Here is a 19,105-nt window from a genome sequence, read left to right as displayed (position 1 = left end):
AGGGACGCTTTTCTTTTTGTCCTTTTGCAGTAAAACAGCGGTAAATGTTTTATTCGTATGCAATCATCAAATAGCTAACCCGTCCCTTTAATTAAAGAGACGGGTTTAACTTTACTATCTGTCCATGAAGTTAGCCTATTGGTAACGAATTATTCATGAACATCAATCAATCTGTAATCACATTCATCGTATTTTGAAACAAAATAATCCCAAGCAACATTTTTTTTGTTAGATGAATGATAGGAGACAAGCGGTGTATCGTAACGACCGTTATTGTAAATTTTCGTTACAATAGCAGTATGATTCCAGTCTCCATCGCTATCAATGTCATATTGTACGACATCACCTAAACTAAGGTCGCTAGCGTAGTCCACTTCGGAGGCAAAGATTGTATATGAGTTTGTAAGTACATCGTAGAAATCATCTACATTAATCCAGCTTGTAGATACATCCCATCTATCACGGTAGTACCATTTCTTATAATTTCCAGAAGTAGTACCCCTTTCAGGTATTCCACCATAATTTAAAGCCTGTGAAACGAAGTTGGTGCAATCGTTGTTCCAATAATAATAGTCAGGATTTGGGGTCAGAGCATAGTCTAAAGCATAGGAAGCTGCATCTGATCCGTCATATGAATAAGATGCCAGTGTAGCTTTGGGTGCATTATTTTGGAGCTGCTTTTTTGTATTTTTTTGGTTTAACTTAGTTTTCATTTTTTTCCTTTTTTGATGACATCATCACTGCTTGAATCTGTTTCCAAAGTTTCAGATGACATTTTTTCAATCATTAAATTTTCGGAGGATTCACTTGCAGAGTAACTAGCTCTTTTCCCGACTGTACTTGATTTTTTAAGAGTAATTGTTACATCATCTGCAAATCCCGAGTCAATAGAGCCATTGATAACAAATTCTTGAGTAAGATAAATGTCTACCTCGATATCATTTTCATTCTCAGTAATCTTTTTTATATCATATGATATCCTGTAATCAGAGATTTCGAAATTATCAACTTCCCTTATATACTTGAAGTAAATATATGTTTCATCATTTTTATCGAAAGGAAGACTAGTTATATCTCCATTATTAATTGAGTTCTCCCTTTCTTTGAAGTAATTGTCTAATGTGGTTTTAATCTCTGAATTTGTCTTGGTATTACTAATTTCAACCTTTGCAGCTAGAGCTTCTGATGAGACTGCACTAAAACCAATGGTTAATGACAGAGCAGCGAATAAGGCAAACTTTGCTTTTTTCACAAGAAATCCACTCCTATATTTTCCATATATTTGAATCGACTTTATATTGCAACTATATGGAAAATATTACAATATTTTATTTTCAATAATAGTTTATTCATCTGTGTATGTTAATCTCTCGCTGATTACTTTCCATTTCAAATCTTCGTATACTAGAACATATTCGTAGTGATTTACGCGCTTTTTCCCTTCACTTGTAGTGACATTTTTATTAACATCAACAAAATACTTACCTTCTGCAAACTGGATATTGGTATGGTTTTCAGCGCCTTCATTTATCAGTTCATTTGATTCTTTGTTGTGTTTATTGATTAATTCTTTAACTGTAAGAAGCGCTCCCATATTGCCAGGTAAGTCTTTGAATTGAAAAAAAACGGTCAATGCAATTGAAGTAAGAGCAACTCCAATGATCCAATTCCTAATCTTTTTCAATATAATCACCTCATTTTTCTATTTCACAACAAAATTAAACGGTGTATGATCACTAACGAATACCATAATATAATACATTTTCTATAAACTGGAAGTAACGGTGGGCACAACTTAAAAATAAAATTTTCTGCAAAATTTATCAAATCTGCTTGTAAAATTGGTGCTAATTTTTCCTATAAGGGTGAGGACGACATTTAGTTCAGAGTCGTTCATCTTGAGTAAAGTTTTATTTTACTGTTGATAATCGGTAGAATTCGAAGCAAACAAGCTTACCCTTCCCAATCATGAATTTAATTGGAGGGCCCGATTTGTTGGGCGAGATCCCCTTGAGAGGAATGGTTTCAACCGCTGTTCCAAGAGCGATAGGTAATTAATTTCGTGGAAGGTTCCTTCATACCGCCTCGGAAGCAGGGTGGGATTTTCTGGAGTAGGAAAATTTGTAAGAGATTCTCACTTTAAATTTTGCTCAACAGGCACCCAGCCATTCCCAACCTTGCAGGATGAATCGATTGCTACAATGGCATAAGGTGATGTTAATGTTCCTAGAACCTATGCTATTGGAGCAACAAGAAACACCGTTTGACGACGGCCGATTCATATACGAGCCCAAAATCGATGGGCACAGGCTGATTTTGAGCAAGATGGGCAGAGCAACTACGCTGTACACTCGGCATCACAACGAATGCTCAGCACAGTATCCAGAGCTGCACATCCTGCCGATCAACCAGGATGTTATTCTGGATGGCGAGGTCTACTGCATCGATCAGAACGATCAGATCGACTTCGAACTGATGATGAGCCGGTTCCATACCAAAGGAACTTCGCGGATCGCAGCAGCGGCAAAAAGGCAACCAGTCGGCCTTATGGTGTTCGATATTCTGCACTACGACGGCAAGGGTCTGCGAGGGCTACCCTTGCTGGAGCGAAAGGAGATCCTGGACTCCGTCGTTCCGGATACGCCACACATTGACAAGATCCAATTCGTCGAGAAAGAAGGTACCGCATTGTTCGAGGCCATCAAACAGCAGGGCCAGGAGGGCATCGTCTGCAAGCGGAAGGAAAGTACGTACATCGAGAAGCGATCGGCGGACTGGGTGAAGGTGATCAATTACCAGTATGCGGACGTGTATATCAGCGGGTATCGGAAAGAGGACTTCGGTTGGATCGCCTCCGTGATGGGTATGAACGGGCGACTCCGGCCGGCTGGTGTGATTGAATTGGGTGTGCCTCCAATCCACAAGCAGGCATTCCGTCGAGTGTGTAGTCAGTTGGTGAGCGGTGAGGATAAAAACTTCGTCTACCTGGAGCCGAGGCTGCAGGCGACGGTGAAGTTTCGGAACTGGACCAAGAGCGGGATGCTACGGTCGCCGGTGTTCGTAGATTTTGTCTTGCATAAAGCAAGTTAGCTCGCCACAAGGCGGGCTTTTTGTTTGGCCAGCGCTGACGGACGGGGGACGGTTTGGGGACGAGCTTTACTTGGAACCACAAAAATTCACACGGATACGAACGGATGCGAACGAGAAAAACCCTTGATAATCAAGGGTTTTTAAGATTGGCTCGGATATAATAAGCACCAAATTTTAGCTTCCCAAGCTAGTAGCGTGGGTTCGATTCCCATCACCCGCTCCATACAGAAAGTGAAAAAAGCCTTGAGAAATCAATTTTTTTCTGTTAGTGCTTTCGTAGGAGATGATCCGGCCCGATGTGGCTGTATCCAGTCGGGAATTTCCGACCGAATCGACCGGGAACGCAAACGGATTTGGTTATCAGCTTGTCTATTGTTAAAGGGGTTTGTTGCCTATGCCGTGGATTCAGGTTGGATTCCTCCAAGAACGGGAGTCTTTCCTAACGGAGTTTCAACGACACGTTACGGCACAACAGGCACTTTGAGTCGTAGGGAACAAGCCTTAGCTCCTTACAATCTTCATAGGGACTTTTTGGGCATTAAGGAAGGGGAAAAGATCGCCAAGCAATTTCATATTTCACTTTAAGTCTCCGTCGGCATTTTGCGTGGTAATGTGAACCGTTGTCGCTACACGGGATATTTTCTGGCAAAGGTCGCTGAAATGTGAGGAGGTAAGGGTGTTCCGATTCCTTCCGTCCTGCCCGGATCGGCGTGCAGGTGTCGCACATTTCACCACAACCCAACGACCGATCGGGGGTATTCAGACAGATAAAACACAGTACAATGTCGGGGAAAACGTAAAGGTTACTGCTTCGGGGCTCGAACAACTTGTTCAATTTTGATGGCCTCGCAGGGCATGCTCGATTCGCTTATCCGGTAAGAACCAGACTACTGCAACAAGGAGGAAAAAGAAGCCGGATATCCATGGACTCACATATGCGGTCAAGGCCGCGATCAAGTAGAGCACGGGAGATAATTTCCCCTTCAAGTTTCTGCCCATCGCCAGAACAAATGAGGAATCTCCGGGATGCTGGCTAATAATCGCGCGCTGAAGAAGCCAGTACGAGAACGCCGCAAGTAGCAAAATAATACCGTACAGCGCCGTTGGTGTGGCTGCAAAATAGCTTTCCCCCATCCAAGCTGTTGTGAACGGCACAAGGGATAACCAGAAAAGAAGCAGCAAGTTGAGCCACATTAAACGCCCGTTCATCGTTCGAACCATGTGCAGTAGATGATGATGATTGTTCCAGTAGATGCCGATATATACAAAACTGAAGATGTAGCTTAAAATTTTGGGGCCAAGCTCGATCAGCGCATACCAGTCATGGCCTTCAGGCACTTTAAGTTCCAGGACCATGATCGTAATAATAATCGCCAACACGCCATCGCTAAACGCTTCCATCCGATTCGCTTTCAAAATGTTTCACCTATTCCTCTCTTCGCGCGTAAAGTTGAAGTGGCTTTCTTACAGACAGTATTGGTCCTTTCATCCCTATGAAAGAAAGGCATAAAAGGAAAGGAGGTTTTACTCGAACATCAGTTGTCCTCCTAAATCTTTCACTAGTAATAGGGTATTTTAGCAGCCGCCTTAGATTCATACAATAAACCTCTCTTTAGAAGTGGGAAAGGGTGATCTCCCATCCACGACATCGAACTTGAAATACAAGTTGGACGGGAACGGTGAAATTCCGGAACTGGACGAATAGTGGGATGCAGGGCTCACCGGTGTTCATCGATCTTTGTTTTGAATAAAGCAAGGTAGCTTGCACTAAGGCTGGTATTTTGTTTGGACTGCATAGGCATTTTTCTTGGAAGCCCAAAAATCAGCATAGATACAAACGAATGCGAATAAGAAAAGCCCTTGTAATTCAAGGGTTCTTACAATCTGCTCGGGTATCATATGTACTAAAATGTAGTTTCCCAATCTAGTAGCGTGGGTTCGCTCCCCATCACCCGCTCGATACAGAATACCTCAAAATCATTGGATGTCTCAAATCGACTGCCAGTAACTCTCCGCGTCGAAAACCTCCCAACTTACAACCCAGAAAGTAAACACGCCATATCTCAGGCCCGCTGTAAAGAGCTGCAATAGCTTCCTTAGCATCTTCTTCATCCAGATTATTCATTTTCCTCTTTTGGGCTGTCAGTTGTTTCACGCCATCGAATAGATGTTTTAAAATATATTCCCATTCTATCGGATGATCAAATAACCTTGTGTAATTGAAAGGCTATCAATCAGGTTAATCCAAAATCGCCGACTTTTGTAATGCCATCGTTACTAGAGAGAAATACGTTTAATGCTTACTATCTTGGTGAAGTACTCCTTCTCTGTGGGTGTAATTCCAGCCTACTTGCGATCAATAAGAAAATGAAAAGAAACCCATCATTTCAGTTGACGTGAAAATCGTTCTCACTTATTATTATCAGGAGTGATAATCATTATTAATTAGTCAAAAGGGGACTTTATTTTATGTCTAATGGAGGCAAAAGGGCATTTTTGTTGATGGTAGGAATCATCCTACTCGTATCGACCGCTCTAATCGGTTGCACGAAACAAGAACATGCAACAACAGTGGAACAAGGAGCTTCTCCAGCTGAGAAGGGGGTCACAATCTCTTGGCCAAGGGATATCGGGCAAATGAACCCACATACATATAACCCTTCCCAATTATTTGCCCAATCGATGATCTATGAACCGTTGGTGAGCTACAAAGAAGGAGGCAAGCTGGAACCCCTTCTTGCCGAATCATGGTCGATATCGAAGGATGGAAAAGAATATACGTTTACCCTCCGCAAAAATGTGAAATTTTCGGATGGGACGCCATTTACTGCAGCCATTGTGAAAAAGAACTTTGATGCGGTGATGAGCAATCCCAAACTACATAGCTGGCTTGGGGTTATCAACGTTCTGGACAAAACAGAGGTGGTAGACGAGCACACCTTCAAAATGATTCTGAAGAAACCTTATTATCCGACATTGCAGGATTTGTCGCTGGTCCGTCCTGTTCGTTTTTTGGGTGAAGCTGGTTTTCCTGATGACGGCGACACTTCCAAAGGAGTAAAAAAACCTGTCGGAACCGGCCCGTGGTTGCTGGCTGATTACAAAAAAGATGAGTATGCAGTGTTTACCCGCAACCCAAATTATTGGGGAGAAAGTCCAAAGATCGATAAGGTGACCGTGAAAATTATCCCTGACGCCGAGACGCGGGTCATGGCTTTTGAGAAAGGCGAGCTGGATCTGATTTATGGGGAAGGCGTTATCAGCATGGATTCTTTCAATCAATTGAGAGAATCCGGCAAGTATGGTTCCGAACTTTCGGAACCAGTCGGAACAAGAAGTTTGCTGTTGAATACCACCAATGAAAAGCTTGCTGACCTGAGGGTACGCATGGCGCTTCAACAAGGCTTTAACAAACAGGCGATGGTAGAAGGCATCACGCTTGGCTTGGAAGAGAAGGCTGACAATATTTTGTCCAAGAACTTCCCGTATACAAATGTGGAGAGCAAGCCGGTTGAATACAATGTTGACAAAGCGATAGCATCTCTGGAAGAAGCAGGATGGAAGCTGCCAGCAGGCAAAACAGTCCGTGAAAAGGACGGGCTGCCACTGGAGCTTGAATTGATTTACGATAAAACGGACCCGATTCAAAAAGCGATGGCAGAAACGCTGCAAGCAGAATGGGGAGCAATTGGCGTCAAGCTGAACATTACGGGCCTTGAATTAACGGCTCAAATCAAGCGTAGAAAAGCAGGCGAATTTGACATTGACTTCTGGTACAATTACGGAGCTCCTTACGATCCGCACTCTTTCATCAATGTGGTCGCGGAAAAAGGTTGGGGAGTTTCGGAGGCACACTCGCGCTTGCCGATGAAACAGGAGTTGGACGAGAAGGTACGGGAAGCACTGGCCTCTACGGATGAGGCGAAGCGGCAGCAGTTGTATGCTTCGATTTTGACGACATTGCAAGAGCAGTCGGCAATTGTCCCAGTCTCGTACATCAAGAAAACCGTGGTCTACCAGAAAAACGTGAAAGCATTCCGTTTCCCGGCGAATCGGGATGAACACCCATTTGACGGGATTGAGTTCGGGGAGTAAACAGCAAGGAGGAACTTCATGGTCAGCTATATCGGGAAGCGAATTCTTGCTGTCATTCCCATCGTGCTTTTCGCCATCTTCGTTACTTTTGTGCTGATTCGCATTTCGCCGGTAGACCCGGCTGAGGCGTATTTGACAGCAGCCCATATTCATCCGACAGAGGAGCTTCTGGCCCAGAAAAGGCATGAATTTGGCTTGGATCAACCTCTGTACGTTCAGTATTTTCAAACCGTTATAAAGATTTGCCGACTTGATTTCGGCAAATCTTATTTGACGAATGAGTCTGTTATCGATGAAATTGCTGCGAGAATCCCTGCGACGTTGCAACTGGCTGTCAGCAGTATCGTGCTGGCCGTTTTGATCAGCATCCCGCTCGGTTTTTTGTCTGCGGTCTATAAAAACAGCCTGATTGATAAATTCAGTAGACTTCTTTCTTTTTTCGGAGCCTCGATTCCGCAATTTTGGTTGGGATACTTACTGATCTTTTTCTTTTCGGTCAAGCTGGACTTGCTGCCGGTTGAAGGAAGGGGTTCCTGGGAGCATTTGGTGCTTCCGTCCGTGACGTTGTCTTTGGCTCTGATCGCGATCTACACCCGGCTTCTGCGGGCGAGCGTACTGGAGCAATTGCAGGAGTCGTATGTCTTGTATGCGCGAACGCGCGGCTTGCGAGAGAGATCGATCATGCTGAAGCATGTGTTGAAAATTGCCATTGCCCCGGTCATCACAGGCCTGGGCATGAACATGGGGAAATTGATGACAGGTACGATTATTGTGGAGCAAGTGTTTTCGTGGCCAGGGTTTGGTCGTTATTTTGTCGAGGCGATTTTTAATCGGGACATTCCGGTCATCCAAAGCTATGTTATTTTTGCTGCCTGTTTATTCATCCTATGCAACCTGATTGTGGATATTTTGCAGCTATACATGGACCCCCGAATTTCTGTGAAAGGATGAACCGACCAGTGATCGCGAGAATAGGGACCATCCTCAAGAGTCAGAAAACCATTGCCATCTGCTCTATCATATTGATCATGTTTGCCGGTATTGCCGTGTTTGCCCCCTGGATTTCCCCTCACGATCCAATCAAAGTCAATCTGGCGATGAAATTGAAGCCTCCTTCATCCGAGTATCTGCTGGGGACCGACCATTTGGGACGTGACGTTTTCTCTCGACTATTGCATGCTACCCGAATATCGCTAGGGTTTGCCTTCCTGATTTTTTCTTCGGCAATCGGAATCGGCTTAATCGTTGGTACCATCGCGGGATATAAAGGCGGCTGGGTGGATGCCGTACTGATGCGGTTCTGCGAAGGGATCATGGCTTTTCCGAATCTCGTGCTTGTTTTGGGGGTTGTGGGGATATTCGGCCCCGGGCTGATTCAGGTAGTTCTCGCTTTGATGATGGTACAATGGGTATACTACGCTCGCATGTTCCGCAGCATGGTTGTCAGCTTGATGGAGCAAAATTTTATAACTGCCGCCAGAATCAGCGGCTCTTCCCCATGGAAGATCATCAGGCAGCACTTGATTCCCAATGTGCTGCCACCGATTCTCGTGATGGGAACATTGGAAATGGGATGGGCGATCATGGACATCTCTGCGCTGTCTTTCTTGGGACTGGGCATTCAGCCGCCCACTCCCGAATGGGGGAGCATGATCCACGAAGGAAAAAACTTTATCCGAAGCCACCCCGAATTAATGATTTATCCGGGATTGATGATCTTGTTTGTCGTCATTGCTTTCAATCTGTTAGGAGAAGCTTTATCGGAGCGGTTTGGAGTCAAACGTCGTTTTTGAATAGGGTTGAGAGAATGAACGAAAAAGCAGATAAGGTACTGCAGGTCAGCGGGCTGTGCGTAAAGGGAAAAGGGGAGCAAGGGACGTTCTCCTTGATTCAGGATGTTGAGTTTGACTTGAAGCGTGGTCAAGTGCTAGGTCTTGTAGGGGAGAGCGGCTGCGGGAAAACGGTGACCTGTCACTCCATCATGCAGCTGCTGGATCGCCAAAATACCATAGTAGAAGGCAGCATTCAATTGAATGGTCGAGAGCTGAACGGCATCGGAGCGGAGGAAATGAGGCGGATACGCGGCAAGGAAATGGCTTTGATCATGCAAAATCCGATGAATGCCTTTACACCGGTCTATACGATCGGTAACCAATTCATAGAAACGATTCGCATCCATACTTCGCTGACTAAAAAGGAAGCCCGCGAGTTGGCGGTTCTTTCGATGACGGATATGAACCTGCCGGAGCCATGCAAATTGATGAAAATGTATCCCTTCCAGTTGAGCGGCGGGATGCTGCAGCGAGTAATGATCGCGATTTCCATGTGCCTGCGGCCATCCGTTGTCATTGCAGATGAACCTACTACCGCGTTGGATGTAACCAATCAGAAACAGGTGCTGAAACAGCTTGACCGGCTTCGCTCGGAATGCGGTACGTCGATCCTGTTGATTTCCCATGATCTGGGTGTCATTTCTGAATTGGCTGACGAGGTCGCCATCATGCGACATGGACGTATTGTGGAAAAAGGGAATGTCTTTCACCTGTTTGACCACCCCGAGCATTCGTATACGAAAGAATTGCTGAATCACAGACCTGCGTTCCCTTTGAGGCAGTACAATGATCGTTAACTATTTTTTCAAATTCTACAGTCTACCCCGTGACTTTTCGCAAGTGGAGGTGAGCACATGTTACTTCAGGTAAAAGGAGTAACCCATGCCTATGGGAAGACAGGGCTGTTTCATCGATCAGGCAGGAGCGAACCGGTTCTTTCAAACGTTTCTCTGACGATCGAACAAGGAATGTGTTTGGGACTCCTGGGAACGAGCGGTGCCGGGAAAAGTACACTGGGCAAAGTGATCTTAGGATTGATGAGGCCCCGGCAAGGACAGGTTATTTTTCAAGGAAAAGATCTGTATAAAGCGGATTCCAGTACCCGCAAAGAACTCCGCCGGGATCTTCAAGTGGTTTTCCAGGATTGTTACTCAGCAGTAAATCCACGAATGTCCGCTGAACAGATCATCGGAGAACCGTTGGATAACTATGAGAAGTTGACGATAAGCGAGCAAAAGCGACGAATTGGGGAACTGCTTGAAATGGTGGGATTGACTCCTGCGGATATGCGGAAATACCCTCGCCAATTTAGCGGTGGACAGTTACAGAGAATCAATATTGCTCGGGCCATTGCTTTGAAGCCGAAATTGATCGTGCTGGATGAATCCGTAAGCAGCTTGGACATGGTGAATCAAATGCACATCCTGCGCTTGTTTGGCGAATTGAAGTCGGTATTTGGCCTTTCGTACCTCTTTATTACTCATGATATAAAAGCGGCCTACACTATCTCTGATCGGGTAGCGGTAATGGAAAAGGGGGAAGTCGTCGAGATGTGCCACGATAAAGATGGGATTTTTGCCTCTTCTCATCCTGCTGTGAAAAGCCTGATTTCGTCCATTCTTCCCGAGCACCCTCGTCACCGTGCCTTTTCATGCAATCGTGTTCAAACGCAAACGGCTGAGAGATAGCATTTTGACCCTTGGCACAAGAATAGGCGAACACGAGCTTCATGGCAGCGATATAGGTGGAGGAATCGACGCCATCATTCGTGACGGGGAGAGGGAGTGCCTCTCAATAAATAGGCTCGATTGTGAGGAAAAGCAGCTGCAGCCTGGGACGTTACTTTCAAGCCCATGGCAGCAGCTGTCTTTTTATTTGCGGAAAGAGGAACAACCGAATGGGCCTCGACTTTGCTCTGCGGACTCTCCAACCACCTGTCGCTTCCCGCGCGTCTTGCTCCGTCACCGCCAGCGATGCGATAGAATAAAAGGGGCTGTCCCAAAGCGGTGAATAACCGCAAAGAGATGGCCCCGCTTTGCATGACAAGGCCTTTTCAAAACTGAAAGGCAACGTTTCAAAAATGAAAAAGCGCGCAGATAAAATAGTGAAAATTCAGGTAAATGCAAATGGCACGATTGTTGCTCTGTTTCTAGGCGACAGCATGTTCAAACCTCCAGACCACAAGTCCGAACGGGGAGGGAGCATAGTGAAGCTGGAGCATACATACACCTTCGACATACCAAGAGACATCGTTTGGAAGCTGATTCAGGATGAAGAGGTCCTGAGGAAGTCCATTCCAGGATGTAAATCGTTTTCACGGATGGAGGAGGGGATTTACCGAGCGGAGATGGGCATCAGCGTTGGCCCGGTAAAAGGCTTGTTTACCGGCCAGGTACAACAAGTGGACCAACAGCAGCCGGCCTCCTACCGTCTGCTCGTTCACGGCAAAGGACTGCCGGGGGAAATTGACGCGGTGGCTGATATGCAGCTGGACGAAGTGGAACAAGGGACCTTGCTGACGTGCAAAACAGACGTGCAAGTAACGGGCGTCCTCGCATCGGTGGGACAGCGGGTGATGGGGGGCGTTGCCAAAATGATCGTGGGCCAATTTTTCAAAGCGGCAGACAAGGAAATGAAGCTGCTGGCAGCATCGCATTCCGAATGAGGAAGAAACAAGGAGGTGCTTGATGGTGACGGTCACCAAACACATTTCGGTAACGGTAAATGGCGCCCTGCGGCAAGCGGAGGTGGAGCCGCGTCTGCTTTTGGCCCACTTTCTGCGAGACGTGCTTGATCTGACGGGCACTCACATCGGCTGCGACACCAGCCAATGCGGAGCCTGTACAGTCATGGTCAACGGCGAAGCGGTCAAATCCTGCACGATGCTCGCAGTGCAGGCCGACGGGGCTGCGGTCACCACGGTGGAAGGACTTGGCCAGATGGATGCGATGCATCCGATCCAGCAGGGATTCTGGGAGAAGCATGGCCTGCAGTGCGGCTTTTGCACGCCCGGCGTCATGATGGCGATGGTCGGATTGCTCAAAGAGAACCCCGATCCGTCCGAGGAAGAGATCCGCGACGGACTGGAAGGGGTTATTTGCCGGTGCACCGGCTACCAATTTATCGTCAGCGCGGTGCAGCACGCGGCGAAGCTGATCCGAGAGGCCGAGGAGACGAAGCAAGCGATGGCCAATGCAGGGGAGGGACGTTAACAATGGCCAAGATGATCGGAGCTCCGCTCAAGCGGAAGGAAGACCCCAAACTGATCACTGGGAACGGGCGCTTTACGGATGACATCAAATTGCCGGGCATGCTGTACGGTGCATTTGTCCGCAGCCCCCATGCGCATGCGCGGATCAAAGCGATCGACGCTGACGGGGCGCTTGCGCTTCCCGGAGTGGTTGCCGTTTATACGGGGCAGGATCTGATCGGAAAAGTGAAAGCGGTGCCCACGATGTGGTATGTGACGGGTGCCAATTTGAAAGCGAAGGACCGCAGCGCCCTGGCCGTGGACAAAGTGCGCTACGCCGGCGAGTGCGTCGCCCTGGTCGTTGCCGAAAACCGATACATCGCCCGGGACGCCGTGGATTTGATCGAAGTGGAGTACGAGGAATTGTCTGCGGTCGTGCACCAGGAAGCAGCGCTTGCAGAAGGAGCACCGCTTGTCCACGATGATGTGGAAAACAATCTGGCCCTGCTGTGGAAGGCAGGGGAGGTGCCGGACGAGGAATTCACAGAGGCGGAGGTGGTCGTCAAACAGCGCCTCTACAATCAGCGCGTCATCCCCAATCCGATCGAAACGCGGGGAGCGGTCGCGCAGTACAATCCAGGCAGCGACGAGCTGACGATCTGGTGCACCTCGCAAAATCCGCACATCCACCGGATGGTGTATGCGGATGTGCTGGGGATTCCGGAAACGAGGCTGCGCGTGGTGTCTCCTGACGTAGGCGGGGGATTCGGCTCCAAAATCGCTACCTACAATGAGGAAGCCGTCATCGGCCATGCCGCGCGCGATCTGAAGCGCCCGGTCAAATGGATCGAAGAGCGGAAAGAGCATTTCATGGCGACCACGCATGCCCGTGACGAAGTGATCGAGGTAGAGCTGGCCGGGAAGCGGGATGGCACGTTTACCGCGATCCGCGTGAAAAATACCGCCAACCTGGGAGCGTATCTGTCCACGTTTGGCGGAGGCTGTCCGACGATCGACTTTGGACTGATGGTGACTGGCGCCTACACCATTCCGAAAGCAGCTGTCGTCACGTACGGCGTCTACACCAACACGACTCCGACCGACGCGTACCGGGGAGCGGGCAAGCCGGAAGCGGCTTACCAGATCGAGCGCATCGTCGATCTGTTCGCGCAGGAGATCGGAATGGATCCGGTCGAGGTCAGGCGCAAAAACCTGATCCCGCATGAGGCGTTCCCGTACAGTACGGCGATGGGCGTGGCCTATGACAGCGGCAATTACCAAGATACGCTGGGTCAGGCGCTGGAGATCGTCGACTATGAGGGTCTTCGCAAGCAGCAGGAGCGCTTGCGCCAGGAAGGCAAATGGCTGGGGATCGGCGTTTCCACGTATGTGGAGCTCTGCGGATTCGGTCCGTCGAAAGTGGCGGGGGCCATCGGATTTATGGGCGGCGTGTGGGAAAACAGCACGGTTCGGGTCCATCCGAGCGGCAAGGTGTCGGTCTTCACCGGAACCTCCCCCCACGGCCAGGGCACCGCAACTACGTTCGCCCAGGTCGTTGCGGAGAAGCTGGGCATCCCAATCGACGACATCGAGCTGATATCCGGCGACACACGCAGCGTCTCCATGGGCTGGGGGACGTACGGGTCCCGCAATACGGCAGTCGGAGGGGCGGCGGTGGCCATCGCGGCCGACCGCGTAGTTGCGAAAGCGAAAACGATTGCCGCGCACGAACTGGAAGCCTCAGCCACGGATGTGGAGTTTTCCGAGGGCGTATTCCGGGTGATCGGTGCTCCAGAACGAAGCCGCACCTTCCAGGAAATCGCCAAATCGGCCAACTTTGCCTGGAACCTTCCCGATGGCGTGGAACCGGCACTGGAAGGGCAGTCGTTCTTTGATCCACCCAATTTCGTCTATCCGTTCGGCGCTCACATCTGCGTCGTGGAAGTGGATGGGCAGACGGGCGAAATTGAATTGAAACGGTACGTCGCCGTCGATGACGTCGGACGCGTCATCAATCCGCTGCTGGCGGAGGGCCAGGTGCACGGCGGGGTCGCCCAGGGAATCGGTCAGGCGCTGTGGGAAGGCGCGGTCTACAGCGACAACGGACAGCTGTTGTCCGGCACGTTCATGGACTACGCCATGCCGAAAGCGAGGTTTTTCCCCACCATCGAATCCCGCTTTACCGAGAATCCGTCCCCGGTGAACCCGCTTGGCGCAAAAGGAGTCGGGGAGACGGGCACGACGGGAGCGCCGCCGGCTGTGGTCAATGCGGTGATGGATGCGCTGCGTCCGTTTGGCATCAAGGATCTGGATATGCCGCTCACGCCGGAAAAGGTGTGGAGAGCGATGCAAAGCAGGAGGGAGAATGCATGATACCCAGCTCGTTTGACTACGTTCGCGCAGGTTCGATCGAGGAAGCCATTCATCTGATGCACGAGAGCAATGGGGAAGGAAAGTTTCTTGCCGGCGGACATAGCCTGCTCCCGCTGATGAAGTTTCGTCTGACCAATCCGGGCGTGCTAATCGATATCAGCCAGATCACCGAGCTGAGAGGCGTTCGCAAAGAAGGAAACCGGCTGGTCGTGGGAGCTTTGACGACGCATCGGGCGCTTTATCAGGACGCTTTGGTTCAGGCTCACATCCCGGTCCTGGGGGAGGCTGCCCGCACGATTGGGGACTTGCAGGTACGCAACAAGGGAACGGTAGGCGGCAATCTCGCCCACGCGGATTCCGCCGCAGACCTTCCGGGTGTGGCTCTCGCCCTGGAGGCGATCGTTGAAGTCCACGGCGAAGACGGCAAAGAGGCGATGGAGGTCGAGGGGTTCTTCCTAGGGCCGCTCGTCACCGCGCTTTCTGAAACGAGCGTGCTGACGTCTGTCTCTTTCCTGATTCCGCCCCCTCATACAAGAAGCGTGTACCTGAAATACGCGCATCCCGCCTCCGGATATGCCGTAGTGGGCGTGTGTGCGATTGCCGGGGTGGACGAAGGAGGACGAATCGATTTTGTGCGCATCGGGATCAACGGCGCCGCTGACATCGCCTACCGGGCAGCATCGGTTGAGCAGGCGCTCTTGGGTGAACAGCCGACGGAAGAAACGATCCGCCAGGCGTCTCTCTTAGCGGCGGAGGACGGGGAGATTGGCCATGATCTGTTCGCGTCGGAATCATATCGCCGCCATCTGTGCCAGGTGTATACCGAACGCGCGCTGAGACAAATTCTCCTGGAAACCTAGTCAGGACGGGGCGGGGGTGACGTGATGCGGGAAAATGTTGATGTCCTTCGGGCGATAGAGGAAGCGAGAAGGGAAGGAAAAAAAGGCGCACTTGCGACCGTGATTCGCGTGCGCGGCTCCGCTTATCGGCGGGAAGGTGCCAAAATGTACGTGGAGGAATCCGGCCGGTTTACCGGGCTCATCTCCGGAGGATGTCTGGAACGGGATGTGGCGGAGACGGCCCGTACTGTAATCGAGCAAGGGCAGCCGGTGATCAAGCGGTACGAACTGGATGAGGACCTCGTATGGGGTCTCGGGCTGGGATGTCCGGGCACGGTCGAGATCCTGATAGAGCCCGTCTCGAACGAAACGCATCCCGCCTTTGCCCTGTGGACGGAGGATGTGCTTCGCGGCAGAGCAGGCGCGCTTTGTACGGTAATGAACCAGGACTCAGATGCCCTCTCCCTGGAGCGGCGTTTGTGGATTCCCGAGACGGGGAGCGCCGCCGGCTCCCTCGGAGATGTGGGACTCAACCGAATGGCAGCCGAGTGGACCCGTACCCTGCTTCGGAAGCAGCATCCGCGACCGGTCAGACAGAGCTTCACGCTCGCGGACGGAACGACTGCCGACGTATTTATCGACATCGCGGTGCCGGAGCCGACTGTCATGATTTTCGGGGCGGGCCATGACGCCATGCCGGTCGCAAGGCTCAGCCAGTCTCTCGGGTACTCCACTGTCGTGATTGATCCGCGGGAGTCCTACAATACCGAGGAGCGTTTTCCGGGAGCGGCGAGACTGCTAGTGACCCCAGCCGGGTACGCGGAGAAGGTCGCCGTTACACATCGGAGCTATCTGATTATCATGAACCATCATCTGGAGCGGGATAAGGAAGCGCTGCGTTTCGCCATCTCCTCGAAGGCGCCGTACATCGGTCTGTTGGGGCCCCTCTCCCGCCGCAACCGCCTGCTCGAATTGCTGGTAAACGAAGGATGCGTGTTTGCCAAAAGCCAGATGGACCGTCTGTTCAGCCCGATCGGACTAGACATCGGGGCCGATAGTGCGGACGAAATTGCAGTCAGCATCCTGGCCGAGATTGTGGCGCTGCGCAGCGGCCATGGCGGCGGTCCTCTGCGAAACAAAGACCGCATTCACCTTGCTGCGGTCCGTTCCGGCTAAGCTGCGAAGGGGGAGGACGGCAGTATGAATCAGACGTGGGCCGTAATTTTGGCAGCGGGCCGCTCCACTCGCATGGGGGCGGCGAAGCAGCTGCTGGAGCTGGACGGCGAGTATCTTTTGGAGAGCGTGATCCGGCTTGTTCTTTCGGCGGACTTTTCGCGGGTCATCGCCGTCATCGGGCATGAGGCGGAGCAGATCGAGCAAACCATCGCCATCCGCGACCCGCGCTTTCAGTGGGTCTTCAACCCGGCGTATCGGCTGGGACAAAGCACGTCGTTTCGTCTGGGAATGCAAGCCGCCATGGAGTCTCGCGCTTCTGCTGTCATGATGTTCCTCGGCGATCAGCCGTTTATCCGAAGGCAAAGCGTCGGGGAGGTGAAACGAGCGGGAGACGAACTGCTTTTCCGACAGGCGGAACCGTTTGTGCTGCAGCCAGTTTTCGAGCAGAAGCCGGGACATCCCGTCTTTTTCGGGAACCCAGAGGCCCTGTTGCTGGATGCCGTCTATGGCGATCAGGGTGCAAAACCGATATTGGCATCGATCAAACACCGCGTCTTTCTTCCCATTGACGATCCCGGCATTCACGTGGATCTGGATACACAAGAAGATGTTGAGAAAGCGCGCCAAGTATGGGGGCGAAGGGAGTGAGCGGCGTGCCGACACGCTATGAATACGGTGGCGACGAATTCATCTTTGTTCAGTTTTCCGAGGAAATGAGCCTCGAATCCAACTTCAAAGGGATGGCGATCACCCGCAAGCTGAAGGAGAAGCAGCTGGAAGGGATCCTGGATATTTGCCCGTCCAATGCTTCCTACATGGTCCGATACAATCCGGATGTGCTGGATTCAGAAGAGCTCATGGACGTCTTGCAGGAAATCGAGAAGACAACGAATCGGCTGGATGACGTGACGATTGCCAGTCGACTCGTGGATGTCCCGGTCTTGTTCGAAGACCCGTGGACGCATGAGGCGTTGATGAGATTTCGCGACCGCCATCAGGATCCGGAAGCGACCGATCTGGAATACTCGGCCAAAATCAACGGTTATGCAAGTACGGAGAAGTTTATCGAGGCGATCACCGGCGCGCCGTTTCTCGTCTCCATGATCGGCTTTGTTCCCGGTTTGCCGTGGTGCTTCCAGATGGTTTCGCGGGAGAAGCAGATCGAGGTGCCCAAATACGTTCGTCCGCGCACCTATACGCCCGAGCGCGCGTTTGGCTTTGGCGGGGCCTTCGCGGTCATCTATCCCGTGCAGGGAGCGGGCGGGTATCAATTGTACGGGATTGCGCCGGCGCCCATCTACCAGAAGGAGCAGACCTTGCCCGATTTCCAGGATTCCATGGTGTTTCCGAGGCAGGGAGACATTTTCCGCTACCGGAGCATCACGCGCGAAGAGTACGAAGACATTCGCCGGCAGGTGGAGGACGGGACCTTTGTCTACCGCAAAAAAGACTTTTCGTTCACGCCCGGGGATGTGCTGGCCGATCCGGAGGCGTTCTCCGAGAACGTGATGAGGAGGCTGTACCATGATTAAGGTAATCAAACCAGGTCTGCAAACGACGGTGCAGGACAAAGGACGAATCGGCCTGTATGAAATCGGGATGCCTCCGTCCGGGGCGATGGACAAATACTCTTTTGCGGCGGCCAATTTGCTGGTAGGAAACCATCCGAATGCGGCGGTGTTGGAGATCACCTATCTGGGACCGGAGCTGCTGTTTGAGAAAGGGATGCGCATCAGCCTGACCGGCGCCAACATGCCGCCGAAAATCAACGGCGAGCCGGTCCCGATGTGGGAAACGCTCGAGGTTAAACCGGGAGATATCCTGAGCTTTGATTTCGTCAAGTCCGGCGCACGGGTCTATCTGGCCGTAGAGGGTGGCATTGACGTTCCGGTCATCATGAATTCCCGTTCGACCTACACGCTGATCGGGATTGGCGGATACAACGGCAGGGCGCTTGCCGCCGGGGATGTGCTGCATACGGCGGACATGAAGGAAAAGGACGTTCCGGTCGGCAGCCGAATCGACGAGGCGTATATTCCCGTCTTCGGGAAAGCGCACGAAATACGGGTCGTCGTCGGCTTGTGCAGCTACCGGCTGACGGAAGAAAGCAAGCAGACGTTTTTGCAGACCGAATGGACGGTTACCCCGGAGGCCAACCGTATCGGCTACCGGCACCGCGGGGAGCGCCTGCAGTTCGTCGAGCGCGAGCAGCCGTTCGGAGCGGGCAGCAATCCGTCCAACGTGACCGACCTCGGCTATCCGATCGGTTCGATTCAGGTGCCGGACGGTGTGGAACCGATCGTTCTGCTGCACGATGCCGTCACAGGCGGCGGGTACGCCACGATCGCGACGGTGATCAGCAGCGACTTGAACCGGATGGGGCAAATCAAAACAAATGAGAAGGTCCGCTTTGCGGCAGTTTCCTTGGCGGAAGCCCTTCAGGCGCGCAGGGAAACCGAGGAGAAGCTGATGCGGATCGCCGCTTCGCTATAAAAGGACAGGAGGGGCTA

Annotated in this window: 18 protein-coding genes; 14 read left to right on the top strand and 4 right to left on the bottom strand. The window is 51.1% G+C overall.

All coding sequences use genetic code 11. The features are described from left to right. Positions 1 to 149: 149 nt before the first annotated feature. The 3 genes from RGB73_RS16170 to RGB73_RS16160 all read right to left on the bottom strand — a co-directional run bounded on the left by RGB73_RS16170 (position 150) and on the right by RGB73_RS16160 (position 1,684). Positions 150 to 713 carry an amidase domain-containing protein gene (locus RGB73_RS16170; protein WP_310763551.1) on the bottom strand — a complete coding sequence of 188 codons (564 nt, stop codon included), beginning with the start codon at positions 711 to 713 and terminating at the stop codon, positions 150 to 152. Next, positions 710 to 1,252 carry a hypothetical protein gene (locus tag RGB73_RS16165; RefSeq protein ID WP_310763550.1) on the bottom strand — a complete coding sequence of 181 codons (543 nt, stop codon included), beginning with the start codon at positions 1,250 to 1,252 and terminating at the stop codon, positions 710 to 712. The genes RGB73_RS16170 and RGB73_RS16165 overlap by 4 nt, the downstream gene beginning before the upstream one ends. Before the next feature lie 93 nt (positions 1,253 to 1,345). After that, positions 1,346 to 1,684, bottom strand: a complete 339-nt coding sequence (locus RGB73_RS16160; protein WP_310763549.1) for a hypothetical protein — start codon at positions 1,682 to 1,684, stop codon at positions 1,346 to 1,348. A 536-nt stretch (positions 1,685 to 2,220) separates the two neighbouring features. Here RGB73_RS16160 and RGB73_RS16155 point away from each other — a divergent pair. Then, a complete protein-coding gene (locus RGB73_RS16155) occupies positions 2,221 to 3,090 on the top strand; it encodes an ATP-dependent DNA ligase (protein ID WP_310763548.1) in 870 nt (289 codons plus the stop codon). Positions 3,091 to 3,921: 831 nt separating this feature from the next. On the opposite strand, the gene RGB73_RS16150 is transcribed toward RGB73_RS16155, so the two are convergent. Beyond that, positions 3,922 to 4,506, bottom strand: coding sequence for a TMEM175 family protein (locus tag RGB73_RS16150; protein ID WP_310763547.1), 585 nt, complete (start codon positions 4,504 to 4,506; stop codon positions 3,922 to 3,924). A 1,053-nt stretch (positions 4,507 to 5,559) separates the two neighbouring features. Here RGB73_RS16150 and nikA point away from each other — a divergent pair. From nikA to RGB73_RS16085, 13 genes are all read left to right on the top strand, one after another. Beyond that, positions 5,560 to 7,185 carry a nickel ABC transporter substrate-binding protein gene (gene nikA, locus RGB73_RS16145; protein WP_310763546.1) on the top strand — a complete coding sequence of 542 codons (1,626 nt, stop codon included), beginning with the start codon at positions 5,560 to 5,562 and terminating at the stop codon, positions 7,183 to 7,185. 18 nt (positions 7,186 to 7,203) lie between these two features. After that, the gene (gene nikB / locus RGB73_RS16140) at positions 7,204 to 8,136 is read left to right on the top strand and encodes a nickel ABC transporter permease subunit NikB (RefSeq protein ID WP_310763545.1); all 933 of its coding nucleotides are present in this window, start codon (positions 7,204 to 7,206) and stop codon (positions 8,134 to 8,136) included. Positions 8,137 to 8,144: 8 nt separating this feature from the next. Then, positions 8,145 to 8,978: a nickel ABC transporter permease subunit NikC gene (gene nikC, locus RGB73_RS16135; RefSeq protein ID WP_310763543.1), complete on the top strand. Its 834-nt coding sequence runs from the start codon at positions 8,145 to 8,147 to the stop codon at positions 8,976 to 8,978. Positions 8,979 to 8,992: 14 nt separating this feature from the next. Further along, positions 8,993 to 9,814, top strand: coding sequence for a nickel import ATP-binding protein NikD (nikD, locus tag RGB73_RS16130; RefSeq protein ID WP_310763541.1), 822 nt, complete (start codon positions 8,993 to 8,995; stop codon positions 9,812 to 9,814). A 57-nt stretch (positions 9,815 to 9,871) separates the two neighbouring features. Further along, positions 9,872 to 10,705, top strand: coding sequence for a nickel import ATP-binding protein NikE (nikE, locus tag RGB73_RS16125; RefSeq protein WP_310763540.1), 834 nt, complete (start codon positions 9,872 to 9,874; stop codon positions 10,703 to 10,705). Positions 10,706 to 11,223: 518 nt separating this feature from the next. Beyond that, complete coding sequence (locus RGB73_RS16120; protein WP_310763539.1) at positions 11,224 to 11,682, top strand: SRPBCC family protein; 459 nt, start codon at positions 11,224 to 11,226, stop codon at positions 11,680 to 11,682. 22 nt (positions 11,683 to 11,704) lie between these two features. Further along, positions 11,705 to 12,229, top strand: a complete 525-nt coding sequence (locus RGB73_RS16115) for a (2Fe-2S)-binding protein (RefSeq protein WP_310763538.1) — start codon at positions 11,705 to 11,707, stop codon at positions 12,227 to 12,229. A 2-nt stretch (positions 12,230 to 12,231) separates the two neighbouring features. Continuing rightward, positions 12,232 to 14,580, top strand: coding sequence for a xanthine dehydrogenase family protein molybdopterin-binding subunit (locus RGB73_RS16110; protein ID WP_310763537.1), 2,349 nt, complete (start codon positions 12,232 to 12,234; stop codon positions 14,578 to 14,580). Then, positions 14,577 to 15,440 carry an FAD binding domain-containing protein gene (locus RGB73_RS16105; protein ID WP_310763536.1) on the top strand — a complete coding sequence of 288 codons (864 nt, stop codon included), beginning with the start codon at positions 14,577 to 14,579 and terminating at the stop codon, positions 15,438 to 15,440. Before RGB73_RS16110 ends, RGB73_RS16105 begins: the two co-directional genes overlap by 4 nt. 24 nt (positions 15,441 to 15,464) lie before the next feature. Then, entirely contained in the window at positions 15,465 to 16,595 is a 1,131-nt protein-coding gene (locus RGB73_RS16100; RefSeq protein WP_310763535.1) for an XdhC family protein, read from the top strand. A 24-nt stretch (positions 16,596 to 16,619) separates the two neighbouring features. Then, a complete protein-coding gene (locus tag RGB73_RS16095) occupies positions 16,620 to 17,243 on the top strand; it encodes a nucleotidyltransferase family protein (protein ID WP_310763534.1) in 624 nt (207 codons plus the stop codon). Then, positions 17,225 to 18,127: a 5-oxoprolinase subunit B family protein gene (locus RGB73_RS16090; protein ID WP_396136108.1), complete on the top strand. Its 903-nt coding sequence runs from the start codon at positions 17,225 to 17,227 to the stop codon at positions 18,125 to 18,127. The genes RGB73_RS16095 and RGB73_RS16090 overlap by 19 nt, the downstream gene beginning before the upstream one ends. Then, on the top strand, positions 18,120 to 19,088 hold the full coding sequence (locus tag RGB73_RS16085) for a 5-oxoprolinase subunit C family protein (protein WP_310763532.1): 969 nt from the start codon (positions 18,120 to 18,122) through the stop codon (positions 19,086 to 19,088). The genes RGB73_RS16090 and RGB73_RS16085 overlap by 8 nt, the downstream gene beginning before the upstream one ends. Positions 19,089 to 19,105: the final 17 nt, after the last annotated feature.

It is taken from the genome of Brevibacillus brevis, assembly GCF_031583145.1.
GTDB lineage: Bacteria > Bacillota > Bacilli > Brevibacillales > Brevibacillaceae > Brevibacillus > Brevibacillus brevis_E.
Note: the sequence above shows the minus strand (reverse complement) of the source record. Positions and strands in the feature narration are given on the sequence as shown.

What these genes read in the sequence shown, in the direction of transcription:
- nikD (WP_310763541.1), top strand. Translation starts at nt 8,993, where the DNA reads ATGAACGAAAAAGCAGATAAGGTACTGCAGGTCAGCGGGCTGTGCGTA.
- RGB73_RS16100 (WP_310763535.1), top strand. Translation starts at nt 15,465, where the DNA reads ATGCGGGAAAATGTTGATGTCCTTCGGGCGATAGAGGAAGCGAGAAGG.
- RGB73_RS16085 (WP_310763532.1), top strand. Translation starts at nt 18,120, where the DNA reads ATGATTAAGGTAATCAAACCAGGTCTGCAAACGACGGTGCAGGACAAA.
- RGB73_RS16115 (WP_310763538.1), top strand. Translation starts at nt 11,705, where the DNA reads ATGGTGACGGTCACCAAACACATTTCGGTAACGGTAAATGGCGCCCTG.
- RGB73_RS16110 (WP_310763537.1), top strand. Translation starts at nt 12,232, where the DNA reads ATGGCCAAGATGATCGGAGCTCCGCTCAAGCGGAAGGAAGACCCCAAA.
- nikE (WP_310763540.1), top strand. Translation starts at nt 9,872, where the DNA reads ATGTTACTTCAGGTAAAAGGAGTAACCCATGCCTATGGGAAGACAGGG.
- RGB73_RS16105 (WP_310763536.1), top strand. Translation starts at nt 14,577, where the DNA reads ATGATACCCAGCTCGTTTGACTACGTTCGCGCAGGTTCGATCGAGGAA.
- RGB73_RS16095 (WP_310763534.1), top strand. Translation starts at nt 16,620, where the DNA reads ATGAATCAGACGTGGGCCGTAATTTTGGCAGCGGGCCGCTCCACTCGC.
- nikB (WP_310763545.1), top strand. Translation starts at nt 7,204, where the DNA reads ATGGTCAGCTATATCGGGAAGCGAATTCTTGCTGTCATTCCCATCGTG.
- RGB73_RS16170 (WP_310763551.1), bottom strand. Translation starts at nt 713, where the DNA reads ATGAAAACTAAGTTAAACCAAAAAAATACAAAAAAGCAGCTCCAAAAT.
- RGB73_RS16090 (WP_396136108.1), top strand. Translation starts at nt 17,225, where the DNA reads ATGGGGGCGAAGGGAGTGAGCGGCGTGCCGACACGCTATGAATACGGT.
- RGB73_RS16155 (WP_310763548.1), top strand. Translation starts at nt 2,221, where the DNA reads ATGTTCCTAGAACCTATGCTATTGGAGCAACAAGAAACACCGTTTGAC.
- nikA (WP_310763546.1), top strand. Translation starts at nt 5,560, where the DNA reads ATGTCTAATGGAGGCAAAAGGGCATTTTTGTTGATGGTAGGAATCATC.